Source organism: Clostridium vitabionis (genome assembly GCF_015351765.1).
Taxonomy (GTDB): domain Bacteria; phylum Bacillota; class Clostridia; order Lachnospirales; family Lachnospiraceae; genus Clostridium_R; species Clostridium_R vitabionis.
Genome location: NZ_JADKQA010000001.1, coordinates 362,579 through 381,023 on the forward strand (window position 1 = coordinate 362,579; position 18,445 = coordinate 381,023).

General features: G+C 58.4%; 15 protein-coding genes. 13 read left to right on the plus strand and 2 right to left on the minus strand.

Annotated features, from left to right (window positions below):
• The first annotated feature begins 1 nt into the window (after position 1).
• The 8 genes from citF to ISF27_RS01620 all read left to right on the plus strand — a co-directional run bounded on the left by citF (position 2) and on the right by ISF27_RS01620 (position 9,074).
• Positions 2–1,561: a citrate lyase subunit alpha gene (gene citF, locus ISF27_RS01585; protein ID WP_194608486.1), complete on the plus strand. Its 1,560-nt coding sequence runs from the start codon at positions 2–4 to the stop codon at positions 1,559–1,561.
• 184 nt (positions 1,562–1,745) lie between these two features.
• Entirely contained in the window at positions 1,746–3,131 is a 1,386-nt protein-coding gene (locus ISF27_RS01590) for an SLC13 family permease (RefSeq protein WP_235985984.1), read from the plus strand.
• Positions 3,132–3,447: 316 nt separating this feature from the next.
• Positions 3,448–4,839, plus strand: a complete 1,392-nt coding sequence (locus ISF27_RS01595; protein WP_194608488.1) for an ATP-binding protein — start codon at positions 3,448–3,450, stop codon at positions 4,837–4,839.
• Positions 4,840–5,027: 188 nt separating this feature from the next.
• Complete coding sequence (locus ISF27_RS01600; RefSeq protein ID WP_194608490.1) at positions 5,028–5,372, plus strand: cupin domain-containing protein; 345 nt, start codon at positions 5,028–5,030, stop codon at positions 5,370–5,372.
• A gap of 227 nt (positions 5,373–5,599) precedes the next feature.
• The gene (locus tag ISF27_RS01605) at positions 5,600–6,079 is read left to right on the plus strand and encodes a C40 family peptidase (protein WP_194608492.1); all 480 of its coding nucleotides are present in this window, start codon (positions 5,600–5,602) and stop codon (positions 6,077–6,079) included.
• Between the two features lie 30 nt (positions 6,080–6,109).
• Entirely contained in the window at positions 6,110–6,913 is an 804-nt protein-coding gene (locus ISF27_RS01610; RefSeq protein ID WP_194608494.1) for an MBL fold metallo-hydrolase, read from the plus strand.
• A 464-nt stretch (positions 6,914–7,377) separates the two neighbouring features.
• Positions 7,378–8,268, plus strand: a complete 891-nt coding sequence (locus tag ISF27_RS01615; protein WP_194608496.1) for a DegV family protein — start codon at positions 7,378–7,380, stop codon at positions 8,266–8,268.
• Positions 8,265–9,074, plus strand: a complete 810-nt coding sequence (locus ISF27_RS01620) for a sugar phosphate isomerase/epimerase family protein (RefSeq protein WP_194608498.1) — start codon at positions 8,265–8,267, stop codon at positions 9,072–9,074. Before ISF27_RS01615 ends, ISF27_RS01620 begins: the two co-directional genes overlap by 4 nt.
• A gap of 136 nt (positions 9,075–9,210) precedes the next feature.
• On the opposite strand, the gene hydF is transcribed toward ISF27_RS01620, so the two are convergent.
• Positions 9,211–10,533, minus strand: a complete 1,323-nt coding sequence (gene hydF / locus ISF27_RS01625) for a [FeFe] hydrogenase H-cluster maturation GTPase HydF (RefSeq protein WP_194608499.1) — start codon at positions 10,531–10,533, stop codon at positions 9,211–9,213.
• A gap of 439 nt (positions 10,534–10,972) precedes the next feature.
• Between hydF and ISF27_RS01630 the strand changes: the two genes are divergently transcribed.
• Together ISF27_RS01630 and ISF27_RS01635 are read left to right on the plus strand one after the other, a co-directional pair.
• Entirely contained in the window at positions 10,973–13,969 is a 2,997-nt protein-coding gene (locus ISF27_RS01630; RefSeq protein WP_194608501.1) for an insulinase family protein, read from the plus strand.
• 60 nt (positions 13,970–14,029) lie between these two features.
• On the plus strand, positions 14,030–15,763 hold the full coding sequence (locus ISF27_RS01635; RefSeq protein ID WP_194608502.1) for a hypothetical protein: 1,734 nt from the start codon (positions 14,030–14,032) through the stop codon (positions 15,761–15,763).
• 9 nt (positions 15,764–15,772) lie between these two features.
• Here ISF27_RS01635 and ISF27_RS01640 read toward each other — a convergent pair whose 3' ends face one another.
• Positions 15,773–16,312 carry a dihydrofolate reductase gene (locus tag ISF27_RS01640; RefSeq protein ID WP_194608504.1) on the minus strand — a complete coding sequence of 180 codons (540 nt, stop codon included), beginning with the start codon at positions 16,310–16,312 and terminating at the stop codon, positions 15,773–15,775.
• Positions 16,313–16,390: 78 nt separating this feature from the next.
• Here ISF27_RS01640 and ISF27_RS01645 point away from each other — a divergent pair, with 78 nt between their 5' ends.
• The 3 genes from ISF27_RS01645 to ISF27_RS01655 all read left to right on the plus strand — a co-directional run bounded on the left by ISF27_RS01645 (position 16,391) and on the right by ISF27_RS01655 (position 18,439).
• A complete protein-coding gene (locus tag ISF27_RS01645; protein WP_194608506.1) occupies positions 16,391–17,029 on the plus strand; it encodes a hypothetical protein in 639 nt (212 codons plus the stop codon).
• Positions 17,030–17,076: 47 nt separating this feature from the next.
• Positions 17,077–17,238, plus strand: coding sequence for a rubredoxin (rd, locus tag ISF27_RS01650; protein ID WP_194608508.1), 162 nt, complete (start codon positions 17,077–17,079; stop codon positions 17,236–17,238).
• A gap of 319 nt (positions 17,239–17,557) precedes the next feature.
• Positions 17,558–18,439 carry a sulfide/dihydroorotate dehydrogenase-like FAD/NAD-binding protein gene (locus ISF27_RS01655; RefSeq protein ID WP_194608510.1) on the plus strand — a complete coding sequence of 294 codons (882 nt, stop codon included), beginning with the start codon at positions 17,558–17,560 and terminating at the stop codon, positions 18,437–18,439.
• Positions 18,440–18,445: the final 6 nt, after the last annotated feature.

Here is an 18,445-nt window from a genome sequence, read left to right on the forward strand (position 1 = left end):
TATGATCAACGCAGTTGGCAGGGAGATTCCGGAGGAAATCCTTAAGGAGACCGGAAAAGAGGTATTCCAGGGCGCTTTTCACTATGACGGCGTCGAGTATAAGAAAGCCGCACCGAAGTGCCGCCCGGTGCTGAATCCGAACGACAGCAAGCTTCTGGACAATATTCACGATGCCCTGGTGAAATGCGGTATCCGTGACGGCATGACGCTCAGCTTCCATCATCACTTCCGCGAGGGCGACAAGATCCTCAACATGGTGATGGAGGAAGTCCACAACATGGGCATCCGCGACATCACGATCTGCGCGAGCTCCATGGGCAAGCAGAACAATGCCATTGTCCCCTACATTGAGGACGGCACCATCGTCGGCATCGAGTCGTCCGGCGTCCGTGGCAAGATCGGTGAGGCGATCTCAGCGGGAAAGCTCAAGAAGCTCGCGATCATGCGCTCTCACGGCGGGCGCGTGAGAGCAATCGAGAGCGGGGAGACCCACATCGACATCGCATTTATCGGTGCCTCCTCCGCCGATGAGTATGGCAACCTTTCCGGCATGCGCGGGAAGGCAAACTGCGGCGTTCTCTCCTATGCGGCGGTTGACGCGCAGTACGCGGATCATGTGGTTGCGGTGACGGACACCCTTGTCCCGTTCCCGAACTATCCGGCACAGATTTCGATGTCGGATGTCGACTATGTTGTTGTCGTCGACTCGATTGGTGATCCGGCGAAGATCGCGACCGGCGCAGCTAAGCCGACCACGGATATGCGGAAACTGCTGATGGCGGAGTACACGACCCAGGTTGTTGTGAATACCCCGTGGTTCAAGGACGGATTCACCTATCAGACCGGTGTCGGCGGTGCTTCGATTGCCTCCACCCTGTCCCTCGCGAAGATCATGCGCGAGAGGGGAATCAAAATGGGCGTCGGCATCGGCGGCATGTCCAAGCCGATGTGCGACCTTCTCGATGAGGGCCTTGTTGGGAAGCTCTGCGACACCCAGGATTTCGACACCTTCGCGGTGGAGAATAACAATAACCCGAACCACTACTACATCACGGCCGGCGAGTACGCGGATCCGTTCAACAAGGGCGCATTTGTCAACAAACTGGATTATGTCATCCTGGCGGCCCTTGAGGTGGATGTCCACTTTAACTGCAACGTGGTTGTCGGTTCTGACGGCGTCATCACCGGCGCGCAGGGCGGCCATCCGGATACGGCGGCTGGCGCGAAATGCACGATTGTGATTGCCCCGCTGCTCCAGGGACGTATCCCGGCGATCTGCTCCGACGTCACCACAGTGACGACGCCGGGGGAGACGGTCGATGTCGTGGTCACCGATTACGGTATTGCCATCAATCCGAAACGCCAGGATCTCATCGATGCCCTGAAGGATACAGATCTTCCGCTCAAGTCCATCGAGGAGCTCCGCGACATCGCCTACAGCATCACCGGCGAGCCGCAGAAGGTGCAGTTCGGCGACCGTGTGGTCGGCATCATCGAGGCGAGAGACGGCTCCATCATGGATGTCGTGCGCCAGGTTAAGCCGTTCACCTTTGCCGACTGATATTTTGAAGGATTTTTGAAGTGACCGGTGCCGGATCCCGGGGAACAGGTCCGGCGCCGTTAATCCCCGTGCTGTTCGGGAATGGCAGCCGGCGGATGGTCGGGCAGGAATGCCCGAGATCGCTTGCCTGAGCGCGGCTGCGCTCTCCAGGTAACCTTTATTGTCCCTTAGGAGGGGGAAATTCATGGATGCTTATGCTATGAGGCTGGCAATTATCGGTTTCATCCTGGTAATTGTCCTTATGGTTCTGCTGGTTCGCGAGCAGTTTGCTCCGCCGGTAACCTTTATTGTTCTTCCGCTGATCGCGGCCATCGCCGCCGGCTACAGCCCGAGCCTGATCAAGACGGCCATCAATGCCGGTGAGAAGACGATGATCAACACCGCGGTCCTGTTTGTTTTCTCCATCGCGTACTTCACACTGATGGATGAGGCGGGACTGTTTGACCCGATTATCAACGCCCTGGTCGGCAAGATCGGCAAGAGCCTTACCGCCCTGTTTGTCGTGATCGTGCTGGTTTCCATGGTTGCTCATCTGGACGGCTCCGGCGCGACGACCTTCCTGATCGGCGCCACCGCGTTCATGCCAATCTGCAAAAAGATCGGTGTCCGTCCGCAGGCCCTGATGTGCACGATCGCCATCACGGCTTCCGCGATGAACATCATGCCATGGGCAGGCCCGACGCTCCGCGCTTCGGCGATGATCGCCACCCAGCCCGGTTTTGAGACCTATGAGGCCGGCTCCCAGTTCACGTACATGCTTCCGTGCTGGCTGTTCCTGATCTTCACAGCTTTCCTCACCGCCGTCCTTGTCTCCCGCGTGGAGAAGAAGCATGGCGCCGGTGCCCTGGTCGTGGAGACGGCAGGTGAGAAAGAGGAAGAGAAGAAGACCAAGCTGGAGGTCAGCAAGGGCAAGTACACCTTCAACGCCATTCTGACCATCATCCTCCTGGTATGCCTCTTCAAGGATATCGGCCTTCCGCAGTACTACCTCTTCATGGTTGCCTTTTCCATCGCCCTGGTTGCGAACCTTCCGAAGACCGCTGACCAGAAGAAGAAGATCAAGGAACTCGGCGTCAACGCCATGCAGATGTGCATGACCCTGTTCGCGGTAGGCGTATTTGTCGGCATCCTGACCCAGAACGCGGTGATCGATCCGGCGGCAGAAAAGCTGGCTTATGTGGATAACACCTCGATGGTAGATTTCATGGCTACCCTCATCACGAACTCGGTGCCGTCCTTCGTATCGTCTCACCTGCACTGGTTCCTGTCCCTGTTCTCCGTTCCGATCATGATGATGATCGGTACCGACGCCTTCTATTACGGGCTGCTGCCGGTTGTCCTGGCTGCCGTTGTCCCGCTGGGCGTTGACCCGAGAGCTGTCGCCGCTGCCATGCTGCTGACCGCTACCTATGGTACGTTCATCAGCCCGACGGTTGCTTCCGTCTATGTCGGCCTCGGTATCTGCAACGAGTCCGTCGGCGAGCACATCAAGTATTCCCTCCGGTTTATGTGGCCGATGAGTATCCTTTCATTGATTTTTGCCACCCTGATCGGTGTCGTGAAGTTCTGATGGTCAGTCCCGCGGTATATGTTCCCGTGCTGCGAAATCCCAACTTTTCTGAAGAAACTGCCGCCGCGCTCCCTGGAGCGCGGCGGTTTTGCGCTGTGCGGCAGATGCGTCCGGCGTTGGGCGCTGATAGGAGGAACGGCTACAAGCGGCTCCCGCTGCGCGGCGGTTTTTCGTCGAACCGCGGGCGCATCTGCGTTGACAGACGGGCGAATTTCAATTATACTAATACATAAATTAGTAAGTTATGAATTAGTAAAATGCGTTTTGGGACGGCTGCCTTCACGGAAAATGCAGCCCGGGCAGAAAGTGGAAAAGGATGAAGTTTATCGGTCGGGAGAAAGAGCTCGGGCAGCTGGATGCCCTTTATCATCAGCCAGGCTTTCAGATGGTTGTCATGTACGGCCGCCGCCGTGTCGGCAAGACGACGCTTCTGAATGAATTTACCCGGGATAAGAGAAGCATTTTTTATATGGCGACAAGAACCTCGGCGGGAGATAATCTGGCCGGCCTGAGCCGGGCCATTCTCGCGGGTTCCGGGATCGACGGCATGGGCGCCAGTTTTTCCGGCTATCCGGAAGCATTCCACTCCCTGACCGGCATGGCACGTTCGGAGAGGCTGGTCGTTGTCCTGGACGAATTTCCCTATCTGCTGGAGGTGGTGGCAGGGATCACCTCTGTCCTGCAGAAGGTCATCGATCAGGAATGGCTGCGCAGCGGCATCATGCTGATCCTGTGCGGCTCCTCGATCAGCATGATGGAGGATGAGGTTCTGAGTGAGAAAAGCCCCCTGTATGGGCGGTGCACTGCGCAGATGGATATCCAGCCCTTCGACTACCGGGCAGCCGCGGAATTTGTGCCAGATTACAGCCCGGAGAACAAGGCACTCAGTTATGGGATCACCGGAGGAATCCCGAAATATTTGTCTATGCTCGATCCGGGGAAGAGTTTAGAGGACAATATCATTGCATTGTTCTTTGATGATGCCGGGTTTTTCTTCGAGGAGCCGGGAAATCTGCTGCAGCAGGAATTCAGGAATGTGGCAGCATATAATACCCTGCTCCAGGCGGTCGCCGGCGGAGCCGTCCAGGTTTCGGAGATGTCGCAGAAAACACACATGGATACCGCCCTCATCTCGCAGATGCTCCGCCGCCTGCTCCGGATCCGGATTGTCCGGAAGGATGTGCCGGTTCCCCGCCAGCAGAATAAGCGCTACACCCAGTATGTCCTGCAGGACGGCATGTTCCGCTTCTGGTTTGCCTATGTGGCCTCCGCGGCGAATGCCGTAGAGCGCGGCTATGGCGCGGAGTATTTCCGCCAGAGGGTAAAGCCCTCGCTCCACAATTATATGGAAAGCGAGTTTGAGGGGATCTGCCGGCAGTATCTCTGGAATCATCTCATGGATTTCTCCGGAGAATTGTTTATTACGGATGTTGGAAAATGTCGGGGGATGGACGCCAAAAAGCGGGAGCCTGCGGACATTGACGTGGTTGGCATAGACGATTCCTCGAAAACCGCGGTGGCCGGGGAGTGCAAATTCAAGAGGGAGAAGGTGGGGGCAAGGGAGCTGGCCACGCTGAAGCACCGTGCGGGACTCATCCGGCCTTACCAGGTGAAGGATTTCCTCCTGTTCTCCCTGTCCGGCTTTTCGCCGGATCTTCCGGCGGAGCCCGGTGTCCGCTTGGTGACGCTGGAGGACATGTACCGGTGAATCTGCCGCCGCGCTCTGTGGAGCGCGGCGGTTTTGCGCTGTGCGGCAGATGCGTCCGGCGTCGGGCGCTGATATGAGGAACGGCTACAAGCGGCTCCCGCTGCGCGGCGGTTTTCCGCCGGCGGAAGTTATGGTAAAATAGCCCTGACAGGAAGACTGCGCACTATCGAGCAAAGGAGGAGAACGAGATGATTCTGGAGATGAAAAACGGCGAGAGCAAGATCGTCCACAACATGAAGGGTGGGGAGAAGTCCCTGCGGAATGTGACGTTTAATGACGGGCAGAACAAGATCGTCTATAATACGCTGGAGCCGGGGGCGACCGTAGGCTATCACCGCCATGAGGGCAATTCCGAGATCATCTTTTTTGTCTCGGGGAAGGCAAAGATCCTGATGGACGACGGCGTCGAGTACGCGGAACCCGGCCAGTGCCACTACTGTCCGGAGGGACACAGCCATAGCGTCCAGAATCCCGGGCCGGATCCGCTGACCTTCTTTGCGGTCATCCCGGAGATCGGGAGAAAAGACAGCTGACGGGGGATCCCGGAGATCGGGAAAGGCCGGCTGCATATTCCCGGAAATGGAAAATGAGCGGAAAATGCCGTCATTCTGCACAAATCTCATAGAGCCAGGTCACAGAATCTGTGAATATTTATGGATTAAACACTTTTATCACGGATTGTTCATAATTTAGACATATTTCTGCGGTAATGTAACACTATCGTAACAATTCAAGAACAAATTTGTAACGAGGTGATGCAATGACCGCAGGCAATGCGAAAGAAACCACGAAAGAGACCATAATCCGTAAAGTGAAAATGTTCCTGGTGACGGCAGCCCTTGTCTTTGCGTGCCAGCTGGCGTTTGGCGCGCGCACCGCCCATGCGGCGGAGACGCCGATGGGCGAGCAGGTGATCGAATATGCCTCGCAGTTTATCGGCAATCCGTACCGCTGGGGCGGCTCGAGCCTGACAAACGGCACGGACTGCTCGGGATTTGTCATGAGTGTCTATGCGAATTTCGGCATTTCCCTGCCGCACTACTCACAGAGCATGATTAGCCAGGGAACCCCGGTAGCCAGCCTCGCGGAAGCGCGGCCCGGCGATATCCTGGTGTATTCCGGGCACACCGGTCTTTACCTTGGCGGCGGGCAGATGCTCAGCGCCCTGGGAAGAAGCTATGGCATCTGCGTGAGTTCGGCTACGTATAAGCCGATCAAGGCCATCCGGCGGGTGATCTGACGAAAGTACCCTGATACCAGAGGAAAATTCATGAAGATAACAATGCTCGGCACAGGCAATGCCCTGGTCACGAAATATTACAACACCTGTTATGTCCTCGATGATGCGGGCAGAACCATCCTCGTGGATGGGGGCGGCGGCAACGGACTTCTTCGGCAGCTTGAGCTCGCCGGTTACCGCTGGGAGGATATGCGGGAGATCATCGTCACCCACCGCCATATCGACCATCTCCTGGGGATTATCTGGATGATGCGGATGATCTGCGAGTTCATGAATGAAGGAACTTATCTTGGCGAGGCAAATATTTACGCCCACGATGAGGTGATCGCCCTTCTCCGGGAGCTGGCAGGAAAGCTGCTCAAGAAAAAGGAGAACCGGTTTGTCGATGACCGCCTCCATCTCGTCGAAGTGCATGACGGTGAAACCCGGGAAATCAGCGGGCAGAAGGTTACGTTTTTCGATATCGGCTCCACCAAGGCGAAGCAGTATGGCTACTGCCTTGACCTTGGAGACGGGAAACGCCTTACCTGCTGCGGCGACGAGCCCTGCGGGGAGCCGGGACGAAAATACGCCGCGGGAAGCACATGGCTTCTCCATGAGGCATTCTGTCTGGATGGGCAGGCAGAGATTTACCATCCGTATGAAAAACACCATTCCACGGTGAAGGATGCGGCGGAGCTTGGGGCTAAGCTCGGGGTGGAGAACCTGCTGCTCTATCACACGGAGGATGGCACCTACGGGGAGCGGAAGAAGCTCTATCTTGCAGAAGGAAAACAGTATTTTTCTGGAAGTCTTTATGTTCCGGATGACCTGGAGACCGTCACCTTAACCTGACGGCAGGCCAGTGATGATATCGGGGTCAGCTTCGGCTGGCCCTTTTTTTAGCAGAGCACTTAGCAATAACCAGCCACTTAACGAGGACAAGCGAAAGCGCGGTCCGAGTTTAGTGGAGTGGCTATCCGCGGAGCGGGGCGCGAGCCCGGCGGGCGAAGCGCGAGCTTAGTGCGAGCTATGCAAATTTGCTTGGTGAGAACAAGCGAAAGCGCAGTCCGAGCTTAGCAAATTTGCTTTAGCAGAGCACTTAGCAATAACCAGCCACTTAACGAGGACAAGCGTAAGCGCGGTCCGAGTTTAGTGGAGTGGCTGCCTGCGGAACGGTATGGGTTACTGAACAATGATTTTCCCGATGTCCATAAACTCCTTGTCTTTTTTTGCCGGAGAAAGTATGATGAGGATGGAATATAGTTTTAAAAACCAGATGATAGATCCGAATTCATGATCGGAAGGAGATAACATCCATGTCAGATTACCAGATTACCTGCTGCTCCACGGTTGATCTCACCGCGGAGCGTCTGCGGGAGAGAGAGGTTTCCTGGGCTTGTTTTCACCTGTCGGTGGGAAATGATACCTATACAGACGATTTTGGCCGTTCTATCGCGACAAAGGAGATTTACCGCCGCATGCTGGCCGGTGAGGACACGAAGACATCCCAGGTCAGCATCGGGGAGTATGAGGAACTGTTCCGGCCGTTCCTTGAAGCGGGAAAGGATGTCCTCCATATTGCCCTCTCCAGCGGGATTTCCGGCACCGTCAATTCGGCGCGGATCGCGGCGGAGGATCTGGCAGAGGAATTCCCTGGCCGGAAGATCTTCGTCGTGGATTCCCTCTGCGCTTCCTCCGGCTACGGCATGCTGGTAGAGATGGCCGCCGATCTCCGTGATGCGGGGAAATCCATCGGGGAAGCCAGGGATATCCTGGAAGAGGAGAAGCTGCATATCCAGCACTGGTTTTTTACTTCGGACCTCACCTTTTTTATCCGCGGAGGCAGGGTGTCCCGGACGGCGGGATTTATCGGGAAGGTGATGAATATCTGCCCGCTGCTGGACGTGAACAGCAAGGGCGGCCTCTCTCCGCGTGAGAAAGTCCGGTCGAAGAAGGCGGTGATCCGGCGTACGGTGGAGATCATGAAAAACCTTGCGGAAAATGGCACCGCCTACAGCGGCCCCTGCTATATCAGCCATTCGGAGTGCTTTGAGGATGCGGAGGCCGTGCGGGAGCTCGTTGAAGAGACATTTCCCGCGCTTAAGGGCAAGGTTCGGATTTTCCCAATCGGGCCGACGATCAGCTGCCATACAGGGCCGGGAACTGTCGCGCTGTTCTATCGGGGAAAGGAGAGGACGGACGGATGATCTATTCGACAGTTGTGACCAGAGAGACGATCCCTTGCGGGATTGCGATGTTCCAGGGGACGGAGGAGGAGATTTTTCGTAAGGCTGAGAAGGCGGGCTATACGGGCATCCAGCTCACAATCCGCACGCCAGGGGATTATTCGCTGGAGAAACTGAAAAAGCTCAGCAGGGAGACCAGGATCCAGGTGACCGGCCTTGCGACCGGGACGGTCTACACGATGGACGGGCTCGGTCTCGGCTGTGAGCGGGAGGAACTCCGGCAGGGCGCGGTGGAGCGGATGAAAGCACTCGCAGAGATGTGCGCCGAGCTCGGCGGCGCGCAGCTGATTGTCGGCGCAGTCCGCGGCTGGTACCGGGATGCTTCTTCCAGGGAGGTTTATGACGAGCAGTTTGAAAAAAGCCTGCGGGAGCTGATGGCTTTTGCGGATCTGCGGAAAGTGCCGGTGATTCTGGAGTGGATTGACCACAAGGAGAGCGATGTCTTCAATGATCCGGAGGCGATCCTCGCGCTGATCCGGAAGATCGGGTCACCGAACCTTTACATGTACCTCGACACCCTGCATATCTATAATGAAGGAGAGTGTATTCCGGAGGCGATCCTCCGCTATGGGAAAATGGTTCCGCAGATCGATATCAGCGGGGAAAAGCGGCTTCCTCCGATGAAGTCCGGGATTGATTTTGAAAAGGTGTGCCGCGCTGTCCGGGAGAGCGGGTTTGATGGTGTCCTGTTGATGGAATTTCATAAAGAAAAGCCGGAGGATGCTGAGGAGAGTCTTGCCATGCTCCGGGGATACCTGGAGGGCTGAGCTGCCCTGAAGGTCGTCGGCGGGAAATGCCCCTGCGAGCCATTCCGGCTCCGCGAGGATTTCGTCACAGGCGGCAGGGATCGCGCCCTCTTTGGCGGCGGGGGGAGGCGACTGGCCTCCCGGTTTGCCTCCGCGGTCAGCCCTGCGCAAGCAGCATCGCGATCGACGGGAAGGCCTCGATGCTCCGCGCGAGGATGCCCTGCATGTACGCGATCAGGATGCCGTAGTTTGTGATGGGGATGCCGGCGTCCTTCGCACAGGCCATACGGTATTTCATTTCCCGCTCATTCAGCATACAGCCACCGCAGTGGACGATCAGCCGGTAGGGAGTAAGGTCGTCTGGGAATTCCGTGCCGCTCGTGAAGACAAACTCTGGGTCAACGCCGGTGTAATCCCGGATCCAGCGCGGAAGCTTGACACTCCCGATGTCGTCGCACTGGCGGTGGTGAGTGCAGCCCTCGCCGATGAGCACCTTGTCCCCGTCCCGGAGGTGGTCAAGCGCGGTGACGCCTCTTACGGCATCCTCGAGGATGCCTTTATTTCTCGCCATCAGGATCGAGAAGGAGGTCAGGAGGATATCCTTCGGGGTGTCCGCCGAGACCTTGGCGAAGACCTGACTGTCGGTGATGACGATTTTCGGCTTCTTTGCCAGATTGTCCAGGGTTTCCCGGAGCTCATATTCTTTGCAGACGACCGCGGATGCGTCAGCTTCGAGGACATCGCGGATCGTCTGCTGCTGGGGCAGGATGAGGCGTCCCTTCGGCGCGGCCTTGTCGATGGGGACGACGAGCACGGCGAAGTCCCCGGGGGAGAGCAGGTCGCGGACGATGCGGAACTTCTCATCGGGCACAGGGACCAGGGTCGCGAGCAACTCCCGGAGCTCGCGGATGTGGTATCCGGTCGCGGCACTGACCCGGATCACCGGAAAGGCAGTGCCGGGCAGCCCGGTTTCGGGCCTCTGGCTTGACGAAGGCGCTTGGGCACTTTCGCCCGCAGATGCCGGAGCACTTCCGTCCCCGGGCGCCGGGCAGGCAGGCGCGGCGCCCGCATCTTCCGCAGGGGAAACCAGGTCATCCTTATTCAGCACAACCACGCAGGGGATTTCTTTCTGGCGGATCCGCGCCAGGATCGCCTGATCCTCCGCGGAGAGACCGGCCCGCTCGTCCACGACCAGCATGGCGATGTCGGTCTTATTGAGAACCTGCCAGCTCTTTTTCACCCGCAGGGCGCCGAGCTCGCCGGTATCATCAAGTCCCGGGGTGTCGATGAGGAGGACGGGTCCCAGGGGAAGAATCTCCATCGCCTTGGAGACCGGGTCCGTGGTCGTGCCGGAAATCTCGGAGACGACAGCGAGATCCTGGCCGGTGATGGCGTTGATCAGGCTGGATTTCCCGGCATTCCGCTTGCCGAAGAGGCCGATATGAACGCGATCCGCGTTCGGTGTGCTGTTTAAACTCATGAATTTTCTCCTTCCTTTGCAGCTTCATCGCCGCACTGTCCTCACACGCGGAATCCGGGAAATGCGCGGGGCTTCTTCTTTCCGCAGGCGGCATTTTGGGACGCCTCGGGCGCGTGCGGGACAGATATTATTATACTGGAAACTCTCTGCCGCGGACAGGGATTTTTTGATCTCCCGTTCAGGAAAATGGATATGTTCAGTGCATGCTGGGGGATAACCCGCAAACCGGCAGCTTGCGGACGGCTTTGCGGGTTATCCCCCAGCATGCAGCCAAGCGCCGCAGGCGCTCGGCCACCCCCACATCGAGCGAAGCAAAGCTTCGCGAGATGCGGGGGCTGAACAGTTTCGGAAAATTCCGTTCCATGGTATGATCATTGCATAGGAGAGAGCAGAGGGATTTTTCGGCCATCTCCGGCAAAGAAGAGAGGTTTTGTGAATAATGCCAGATATTTTCAGCGATTTTGAGGATTTTTCCGGGTTCCGCCTTGAGGAGACGGGAAAAACCGATTTTCCTGAGGCAAGGACAGCCCGATTCCGGCATGAGATCAGCGGTCTTGCCCTGTATCTGATGGAAAATGGTGAGGATAATCTGGGGATGAGCATCGCTTACCGGGTACCGCAGGCGGACAATTCCGACGCGGCCCACGTGCTGGAGCACGCGGTGACCGCATCCTCGGAAAAATACCGCAGCCGGGATATTTTCTTTGATATGGAAGGGCAGACCTACAGCACCTTCCTCAACGCCGAGACCTTTCCCGCGGTGACCATTTACCAGCTGGCATCGCGGAGCCAGGAGCAGCTCATGAAGATGGCTGACGTCTATCTCAGCTGCCTGACCCGCCCGTCGGTCCTCACGGAGGAGAATTACTTTCTCCGGGAGGGCGTCCGCCGTGAGCTGCGGGCGCCGGAAGATCCGGTCACGCTCTCCGGCGTCGTTTTCCATGAGGATCTCGACTACATGACGGACACGGAGCGGGTGACCTTTGGGGCGCTCATGGAGGCGCTCTACCCCGGAAGCACGGCGGCTCGCGGTGTCGGCTGCTGCTACCGGGAGTGGGAGAAGCTGACCTTGGATCATGTCCGGGAGGTTTTCCGGAAATATTACCGTTTTGATAATGCCCTGATTGTCCTCTACGGACACTGGGACTGGAGAACGATGCTGGCTTTTCTTGACCGGGAGTACCTCGGGAGGGGGCCGCGCCCCAGGGAGGCAACCGAAAACCGGGAAGAAGCGCCGCGCCCCGGGGAGGCAGCCGAAAACCGGGAAGAAGCGCCGCGCCCCGGGGAGGCGGTCCGGATTCCTGCAGTGCCGCATTTTCCCCCGGAGAAGCTCGAGATCACGGTGCCTGTTCCCGCGTTTTTGGGGGACGACACGGACCGGTCGGGGGTGATCGTCTGGGCGGCAGACCTTACCGGCTTTACCGATGTGGAGAAGCAGGAGATCGCGGCGCTCTGCGATATTCTGAACGAGGATGGCTCGGTGTTCGGGAAAAAATGTGCCGAAAATGGCTTTCTCAGCACAGCGGACTGGGAGACGGACATCGCGGACGGCTATCCGGCGGATGTCCTGTCGGTCTGGCTTTACGATACGGAGCAGGGCGAGAAGGAAAAATTTGTCCGCACGGTTATGGAAACCCTCGAGGAGACGGAGAAAAACGGCGTGGATCCGGAGCTTTTGCGGATCGTCTTAAAAAGCCTCGGCCTGGATCAGAAACTCCAGGAGAATCAGACGGGGAATGCGGTCGATGCGGCGGAGAGCGTATGCTGTTTCTGGGCATCCACCGAGCGGACGGACGCACATGCGGTGCGGGAGGAGGCGCTCCGGCGGCTGCGTGGGGACGGCGGAAAGATTTTTCAGCAGCTGGCCGGCCGCCTGCTCAGGGCCGGGCGGACGGTGACTGCCTACGGCGCGCCGAAAGAGGGGCTGGCCGAGCATCTTGCGGAGGAGAGGGCGGAGGTTCTTCGAAGGGAGAAGTCGCGGATGAGCCGGGAGAAGGTCCGGGCACTGATCCGGAAGACCCGCGAATTCGACCGCTGGAACCAGGCGGAGGTGCACGGCTCCGGATTCACGATCCCGGCTGAGCATCTTCCGGAACCTGTGCCCGCGGAGGAGGTGTTCCGGGAAGACCGGGACGGCATCACGGTATTTTCCGCGGACGGCCAAATCCGCGGCGCGGCGGCGGTGTCGCTCTGCTTTGACCTCTCTCGGCTTACCGCGGAAGAGCTTTGGCCGCTTAACCTTGCGCTCATGGTGTTCGGCGATCTCGCGGCCGGGCACTATTCCCGCGCGGAGGTGAGCAACCGGATTTCCGAATTTCTGAATGACTTTTACATGGATCTCCGCTGTCCGGAGACGGATGCCGGGGAATTCTGCCATCCGATGCTCTGCGTAAGCTGGACCGGGACCGGGGAGGATTTTGCGGCTTCCCTCGAGCTTGTGCTGGAGATCCTCAAGGAGACGCGCTGGGAGAACCGTGAGGAGCTCAGGCTTGCGGCCGGCAAATACCGGGAGGACTATAACCATGCGAAGAGCGATCCGCTTGCCGAGGCGAAGGGGCTTGCCGACGCGCAGCTGACGGTGGGGAGCGGCTTCGCCTACGCGGTGGACGGCCCGGATTTTTACCGCTATCTTCTGGAATCGGCGGATACGGAGAATTTCGGCGTGCTGATCCGCCCGATCCTTCGCCGCGTGCTCACCAGGAGCGGCCTTACGGTGATTCTCACCGCCGGAAAGGAGGATCTCGGGAAAATGACCGAGACGGCGTTCCGGATTCTCGGGAAGCTCCCGCCCGCGGAGACGGTGCCGAGGCCGTTCGCCCCGGAGCGTTTCCTCCTGCCAAGGCGCGGGGTTTCCGGGATTTTCCTGGATTCCCCGCTGCAGAGCCTTTCCTTCCGGGCGAATCTCCGGGACATCCCCGGGATGCGGGGGCGCTATCTTCCACTCTTTGCCGCGGCGTCGAACCGCTTCCTGATTCCTGAGCTCAGGTTTAAGAACGGGGCGTACAGCGGCGGATTTTCCTTCAATATTCCGAGAGACCTCATCAGCCTCTATTCCTCCTCCGACCCGGCGGTCGGGGATTCCCTCCGGGCGGTCAGGGCCCTGCCGGATGAGCTCCGGCACATGGAGATGGCGGAGAGCGAGCTGCGCGGCTATATTCTGCAGGCCTACGGGATGGCGACGCCGCCCGCGGGGCCGCTCACCAGGGCCGCCGCGGCCATCTGGCGGAAAATCGGCGGAGCGGACGGGGAGAAGATCGGCCGGATGACGAGGGACATCAGGCGCGCATCGCTGGCTGACCGTGAAGCCGCCGCGGATGCCCTTGCCGCCGCCCTCGATGCCGGTACCTTTGTGATTGCCGGGAACGCGGAGAGGATGGGAAGAGAGCGGGAGCTCTTCGACGAGATCCGGGACTACCGGAATGTGCGGAAGCACTGAGATAACGAGATCCGGGATACCGGAACAGGTGGAAGGATCGATCAGGAAAGGGGGCAGCCCATGGCAAACTGGAAAAAGAGGACAGCATGGTTTCTCACCGCTGCGCTGTTCGGCGTCCTGGCCGCGGCGGCAGGCTGCGGGAACAGGGGTGCCCGGACATCGGGCGGGAGCGGCGCGGAGGCTTTGCGCACAGAAACTGCAGAGGAAGCGGCCGCTGCGGAAGGTTCCTCCGAGCCGGACATTTCCCATGCGGACGGCGGGGAAGCGGAAGAACGGCGCGCTGCCCATCCCCAGCTGATCCCGCTCGGGAAAAAGACAGTAAATCTGGATGCTGAGGAGCTGCTCGATTCAGTCTGGCTGTACGGAGACTATGACGAGCTGATTCCGCAGGATCCGGGAATGGCCGGACGCTATCCGGGCCTTGCCTCGGCGCTTCTCGCTTCCGGGCATGATCTCAGGGAAAATGCGGAGCGGAACCTTGAGGAGCTCGGAAGCACGGCGAAGGCCATGGATCCGGACGACCTGGAGGATATCGGTGGGCTATGCGCGACGGGAAAGGTCTTCCTGATCCGGACAGATACCAATACCGTAAGCTTCCAGCAGCATCTCCAGAAGCGGGGAAATGATGACAGCCAGATGGAAACGGCAGATACAAAGATCGGAGTGAATCTGGACCCGGAGACCGGGGAGAACCTCACCCTGCGCGATTTTGTCGCGGATCTCGGTACATTCCGCGGTCTCTATCTGGAGAAGGCGGCGGAAGCTCTCGGCTGTGACAGCGGCGATGGACAGCTTTCCGCGGAGCTGGATCGCCTGATCGGTGACGGCAGTGCGCCGAGTACGGCGGAATTTTCCTTCACTGCCGGGCACGAGGGCATGTATTGTTACCTGAATACGGGGAAATCTTTCACCTTCGCCGGGCGCGGGGAGACGTCGATCCCGTTTTTCCTCGCCTTCTCGGATCATCCGGAGGTCTTCACGGACCGGGCAAAAAATACGACGGACCGCTGGGTGGAGGATCTAGACTGCACACTCTCCGGGGCAGGACCCGAGAGCGCGTATGGGCATTTTGTGAGCAGGAGGAAGCTCAGCGGGCTCAGCGTAAAGTACAAGCTGGACGAGGATGGGGATGTCTACGCGCCGGCGCTCCTGATCGGCGACAGATCCTTCGGGCTCGAAAATATCGAGGAGCTCGGCTTCTACGGGCTTGACGCCGCCGTCGCGCGCGTAAAGCCGGGAAAATCCGTTCTCTGCCTGACGCTTCACGCGGCGAACGACGCCTGCATTTTCCAGACGTATGACCCGGAAAATGCGGGAGCATTCATCGGCAGGGCGGAGGGCACGCCGGAGAGCCTCGATGAGGACGGCGGCCCGGTGCTTACCGACCCGGAGAATTTCCGGCTGAATACGATTTCCCAGATGCTGGGAACCGCCACGGTCTACCGGGATTACTGCCTGGATCCGTCCAGCGGGGAAATCCTGGCGAAAGAGGAAGACTACCTGTATACAGAGGATAATGATGCCCTCACGCTGAAAAAGCCGCTGTCCGGGGATCGCGCCGAGGCGAGGAACGCCCGGGGCAGCGTGAGCTATGAGAATACCGGGGAGGCCGTGGAGATCCCTGCCGGGGAGACGGTGAAGCGCCGCGCCACGGATGAGAAGAACCGCGTCATCCTGGAGCGGGCGGATGGGACATTTGCCGCCGTGACGGTCGATGACAGGGCGAGCTGGCCGGTCACGATCGGGGGCACCGATGTGGAGGAAATCTTTGACGGGCTTTACTTTGCCGGCTGAACAGCAGGATCAGTCCTCCGGACGCTCGTAGAGGCGGTAATGGTAGATGAGGTCAAAGGCGGTCTGCTCGTCGGATTCGCTGGTCATTTTCCAGCCGAGGGCGTCCAGGTCGGGCATGTCGGTGTCCGCGTCGTAGGCGTAGTCGACAGCGGTGATGAGCGCCTGCGCGCAGTAGGGGAGAAATGCCCGGTAGATGGCACCGCCGCCGATCACGATGACGTCGGTGTCCTCGAGCCGGTTCTCCCCGAGAAGCCGGTCGATTTCGGCGAGCGCTTCGTCCACGGATCGGGCTGTGAACCCTCCCTTTGCGGTAAAATCCGGATCCCGGCTGAGGACGACGTTGAACCTGCTTTCCAGCGGGCGGATGTCCAGGGAGTCCCAGGTCCGCCGGCCCATCACGACGATGCGCCCCATCGTCGCCTCGCGGAACATCGCCCGGTCCTGCGAGATGGAGACCAGCTGATGCCCGCCGCGGCCGATTGCCCAGTTTTTGTCGGCGATGGCGATCAGGGAAAAATGACGGTTTTCGGAAGCTTTCCTGTTTTTCATGTTTGCGCACCCCTCCGGTTGTGATATAATGGTTGAAACTCAGCCCATTGTAGCGTATTTTTGCCGGAAAGGAAATCTATGATCTGCATTGAGAAGACAAAAGTAATGAATCTGGACATGGCCATGCATGGGGCAAGAAACCCGATGAACAGCTGGGCGCGGTCAGATTCCTATTACGCCCCGGACGGCAGCTATGTGCTCGGCCCGAAGGATCTGGATCTCGCCTTCCGGCTCCGGACGGCAGGCTCTGACCACCGGAAGTTCCTCCGTATGGTTTTTGTGGCGGCGGATGTGACCGCGCCGATTTACTGGTGGAAGGAGTACGATACCTACAAGGTAGCTACGGTGGCCAACTCGACCAGCACGATGCACAAGATCGCGGCAAAGGAATTTTCCCTGGTAGATTTCAGCACCGACCACATGACGCCGGCGACGAAGGCGTATATGGAGACGGTGGTCGGGAAGCTTGAGGAGATCCGGAAGCATTACCTGGAAACCAGGAGCAAAGATGACTGGTATGACCTGATCCAGCTGCTCCCGGAGAGCTACAACCAGACGAGAACCTGCACGCTCAACTATGAGACGCTGATCAACATTTATTATGCCAGGAAGGATCATAAGCTGGCGGAATGGCATACCTATTGCGACTGGATTCGCTCGCTTCCCTACGCGAGGGAGCTGATTCTCGGCGAGAAGCCGGAGGCTTCCGAAGCGTGAGGTTGGAGATAAGTACCCCGATGTGGACGAAAAAGGAGGATTGTGCAATGAAGAAGTATGAGTGCGGCCCCTGCGGCTATGTTTATGATCCGGCTGTCGGCGACCCGGATAACGGTGTTGCTCCGGGAACGGCGTTCGAGGATCTTCCGGCAGACTGGGTATGCCCGATCTGCGGTGCCGGCAAGGATGAGTTCAAGCCGGTTGACTAACCTGTGAATGCAGGATAAGGTGATGAGGCCGCTGTGCTTTCCCCCGGGAGGGCATGGCGGTCTTTTTATACAAAATCGTCTGCAAGCAGCCGTTTTGCTGTGCGAATAAAGACATCTGTTCAGAACTCCGCATCTCGCGAAGCTTCCCCTGCGTGTGCTGAACAGATGCAGATAAAGATAAATTATAGCAAATAAAATATAGGTATTATGCGAATAAACAGAGATTGTTGCGTCAATTTCAACAAAATGCTACAATGTTGATCAGGGCATTTTAGCAATTATCGTTTGACTGTCAGTTTCAAAAAACGGGAGGAAACTTATGTTTAAAGTGTTGAAGGCGGAGAAGCTCGCGGACCGGATTTTTGCCGCGACCGTTGAGGCACCCCGCATCGCCCGGGCATGCAGCCCCGGCGAATTTGTCATTGTCCGTCTGGATGAAACCGGGGAGCGTATTCCGCTCACGATCTGCGATTATGACCGGGAAGCCGGGACAATTTACCTCGTATGGCAGACGGTTGGCTATTCCACCACAAAGATGAGCTGGATCAAGGCAGGAGAGTCCTTTGCCGATGTTGTCGGCCCTCTGGGCAATCCGTCCGAATTTGTCAAGATGGACCTGGAAACCCTGAAGAAAAAAAAGTATCTCTTTGTCGGCGGCGGCCTTGGCGCGGCCCCGGTTTATCCGCAGGTGAAATGGATGCACGAGCACGGGATCGATGTGGACGTGATCATCGGTTCGAAGACGAAGGACCTGCTGATTCTCACCGAGGAGATGGAGAAGGTTGCCGGCAACCTCTATATCTGCACGGATGACGGCTCCTTCGGCTTTCACGGCATGGTCACCGCGGTGATCAATGATCTGGTGAAAAACCAGGGAAAGCACTACGATGTCTGCGTTGCGATCGGCCCGATGATCATGATGAAGTTTGCCTGCCTGACGACGAAGGAACTCGGCATTCCGACGATCGTCAGCCTGAACCCGATCATGGTGGATGGTACCGGCATGTGCGGCGCCTGCCGCGTCACGGTTGGCGGCGAGGTGAAGTTCGCCTGCGTGGACGGGCCGGAATTTGACGGCCATGCCGTAAACTTCGACGAGGCGATGAAGCGCCAGACCCTGTACAAGACGGAGGAAGGCAGGGCGATGCTGAAGCTTCAGGAGGGCGACACTCACCACGGCGGATGCGGCCAGTGCGGATGATCGGAG

Excerpts from the sequence above, each read along its gene's own strand:
- citF (WP_194608486.1), top strand. The coding sequence starts at position 2 with ATGATCAACGCAGTTGGCAGGGAGATTCCGGAGGAAATCCTTAAGGAG.
- ISF27_RS01590 (WP_235985984.1), top strand. The coding sequence starts at position 1,746 with ATGGATGCTTATGCTATGAGGCTGGCAATTATCGGTTTCATCCTGGTA.
- ISF27_RS01595 (WP_194608488.1), top strand. The coding sequence starts at position 3,448 with ATGAAGTTTATCGGTCGGGAGAAAGAGCTCGGGCAGCTGGATGCCCTT.
- ISF27_RS01600 (WP_194608490.1), top strand. The coding sequence starts at position 5,028 with ATGATTCTGGAGATGAAAAACGGCGAGAGCAAGATCGTCCACAACATG.
- ISF27_RS01605 (WP_194608492.1), top strand. The coding sequence starts at position 5,600 with ATGACCGCAGGCAATGCGAAAGAAACCACGAAAGAGACCATAATCCGT.
- ISF27_RS01610 (WP_194608494.1), top strand. The coding sequence starts at position 6,110 with ATGAAGATAACAATGCTCGGCACAGGCAATGCCCTGGTCACGAAATAT.
- ISF27_RS01615 (WP_194608496.1), top strand. The coding sequence starts at position 7,378 with ATGTCAGATTACCAGATTACCTGCTGCTCCACGGTTGATCTCACCGCG.
- ISF27_RS01620 (WP_194608498.1), top strand. The coding sequence starts at position 8,265 with ATGATCTATTCGACAGTTGTGACCAGAGAGACGATCCCTTGCGGGATT.
- hydF (WP_194608499.1), bottom strand. The coding sequence starts at position 10,533 with ATGAGTTTAAACAGCACACCGAACGCGGATCGCGTTCATATCGGCCTC.
- ISF27_RS01630 (WP_194608501.1), top strand. The coding sequence starts at position 10,973 with ATGCCAGATATTTTCAGCGATTTTGAGGATTTTTCCGGGTTCCGCCTT.
- ISF27_RS01635 (WP_194608502.1), top strand. The coding sequence starts at position 14,030 with ATGGCAAACTGGAAAAAGAGGACAGCATGGTTTCTCACCGCTGCGCTG.
- ISF27_RS01640 (WP_194608504.1), bottom strand. The coding sequence starts at position 16,312 with ATGAAAAACAGGAAAGCTTCCGAAAACCGTCATTTTTCCCTGATCGCC.
- ISF27_RS01645 (WP_194608506.1), top strand. The coding sequence starts at position 16,391 with ATGATCTGCATTGAGAAGACAAAAGTAATGAATCTGGACATGGCCATG.
- rd (WP_194608508.1), top strand. The coding sequence starts at position 17,077 with ATGAAGAAGTATGAGTGCGGCCCCTGCGGCTATGTTTATGATCCGGCT.
- ISF27_RS01655 (WP_194608510.1), top strand. The coding sequence starts at position 17,558 with ATGTTTAAAGTGTTGAAGGCGGAGAAGCTCGCGGACCGGATTTTTGCC.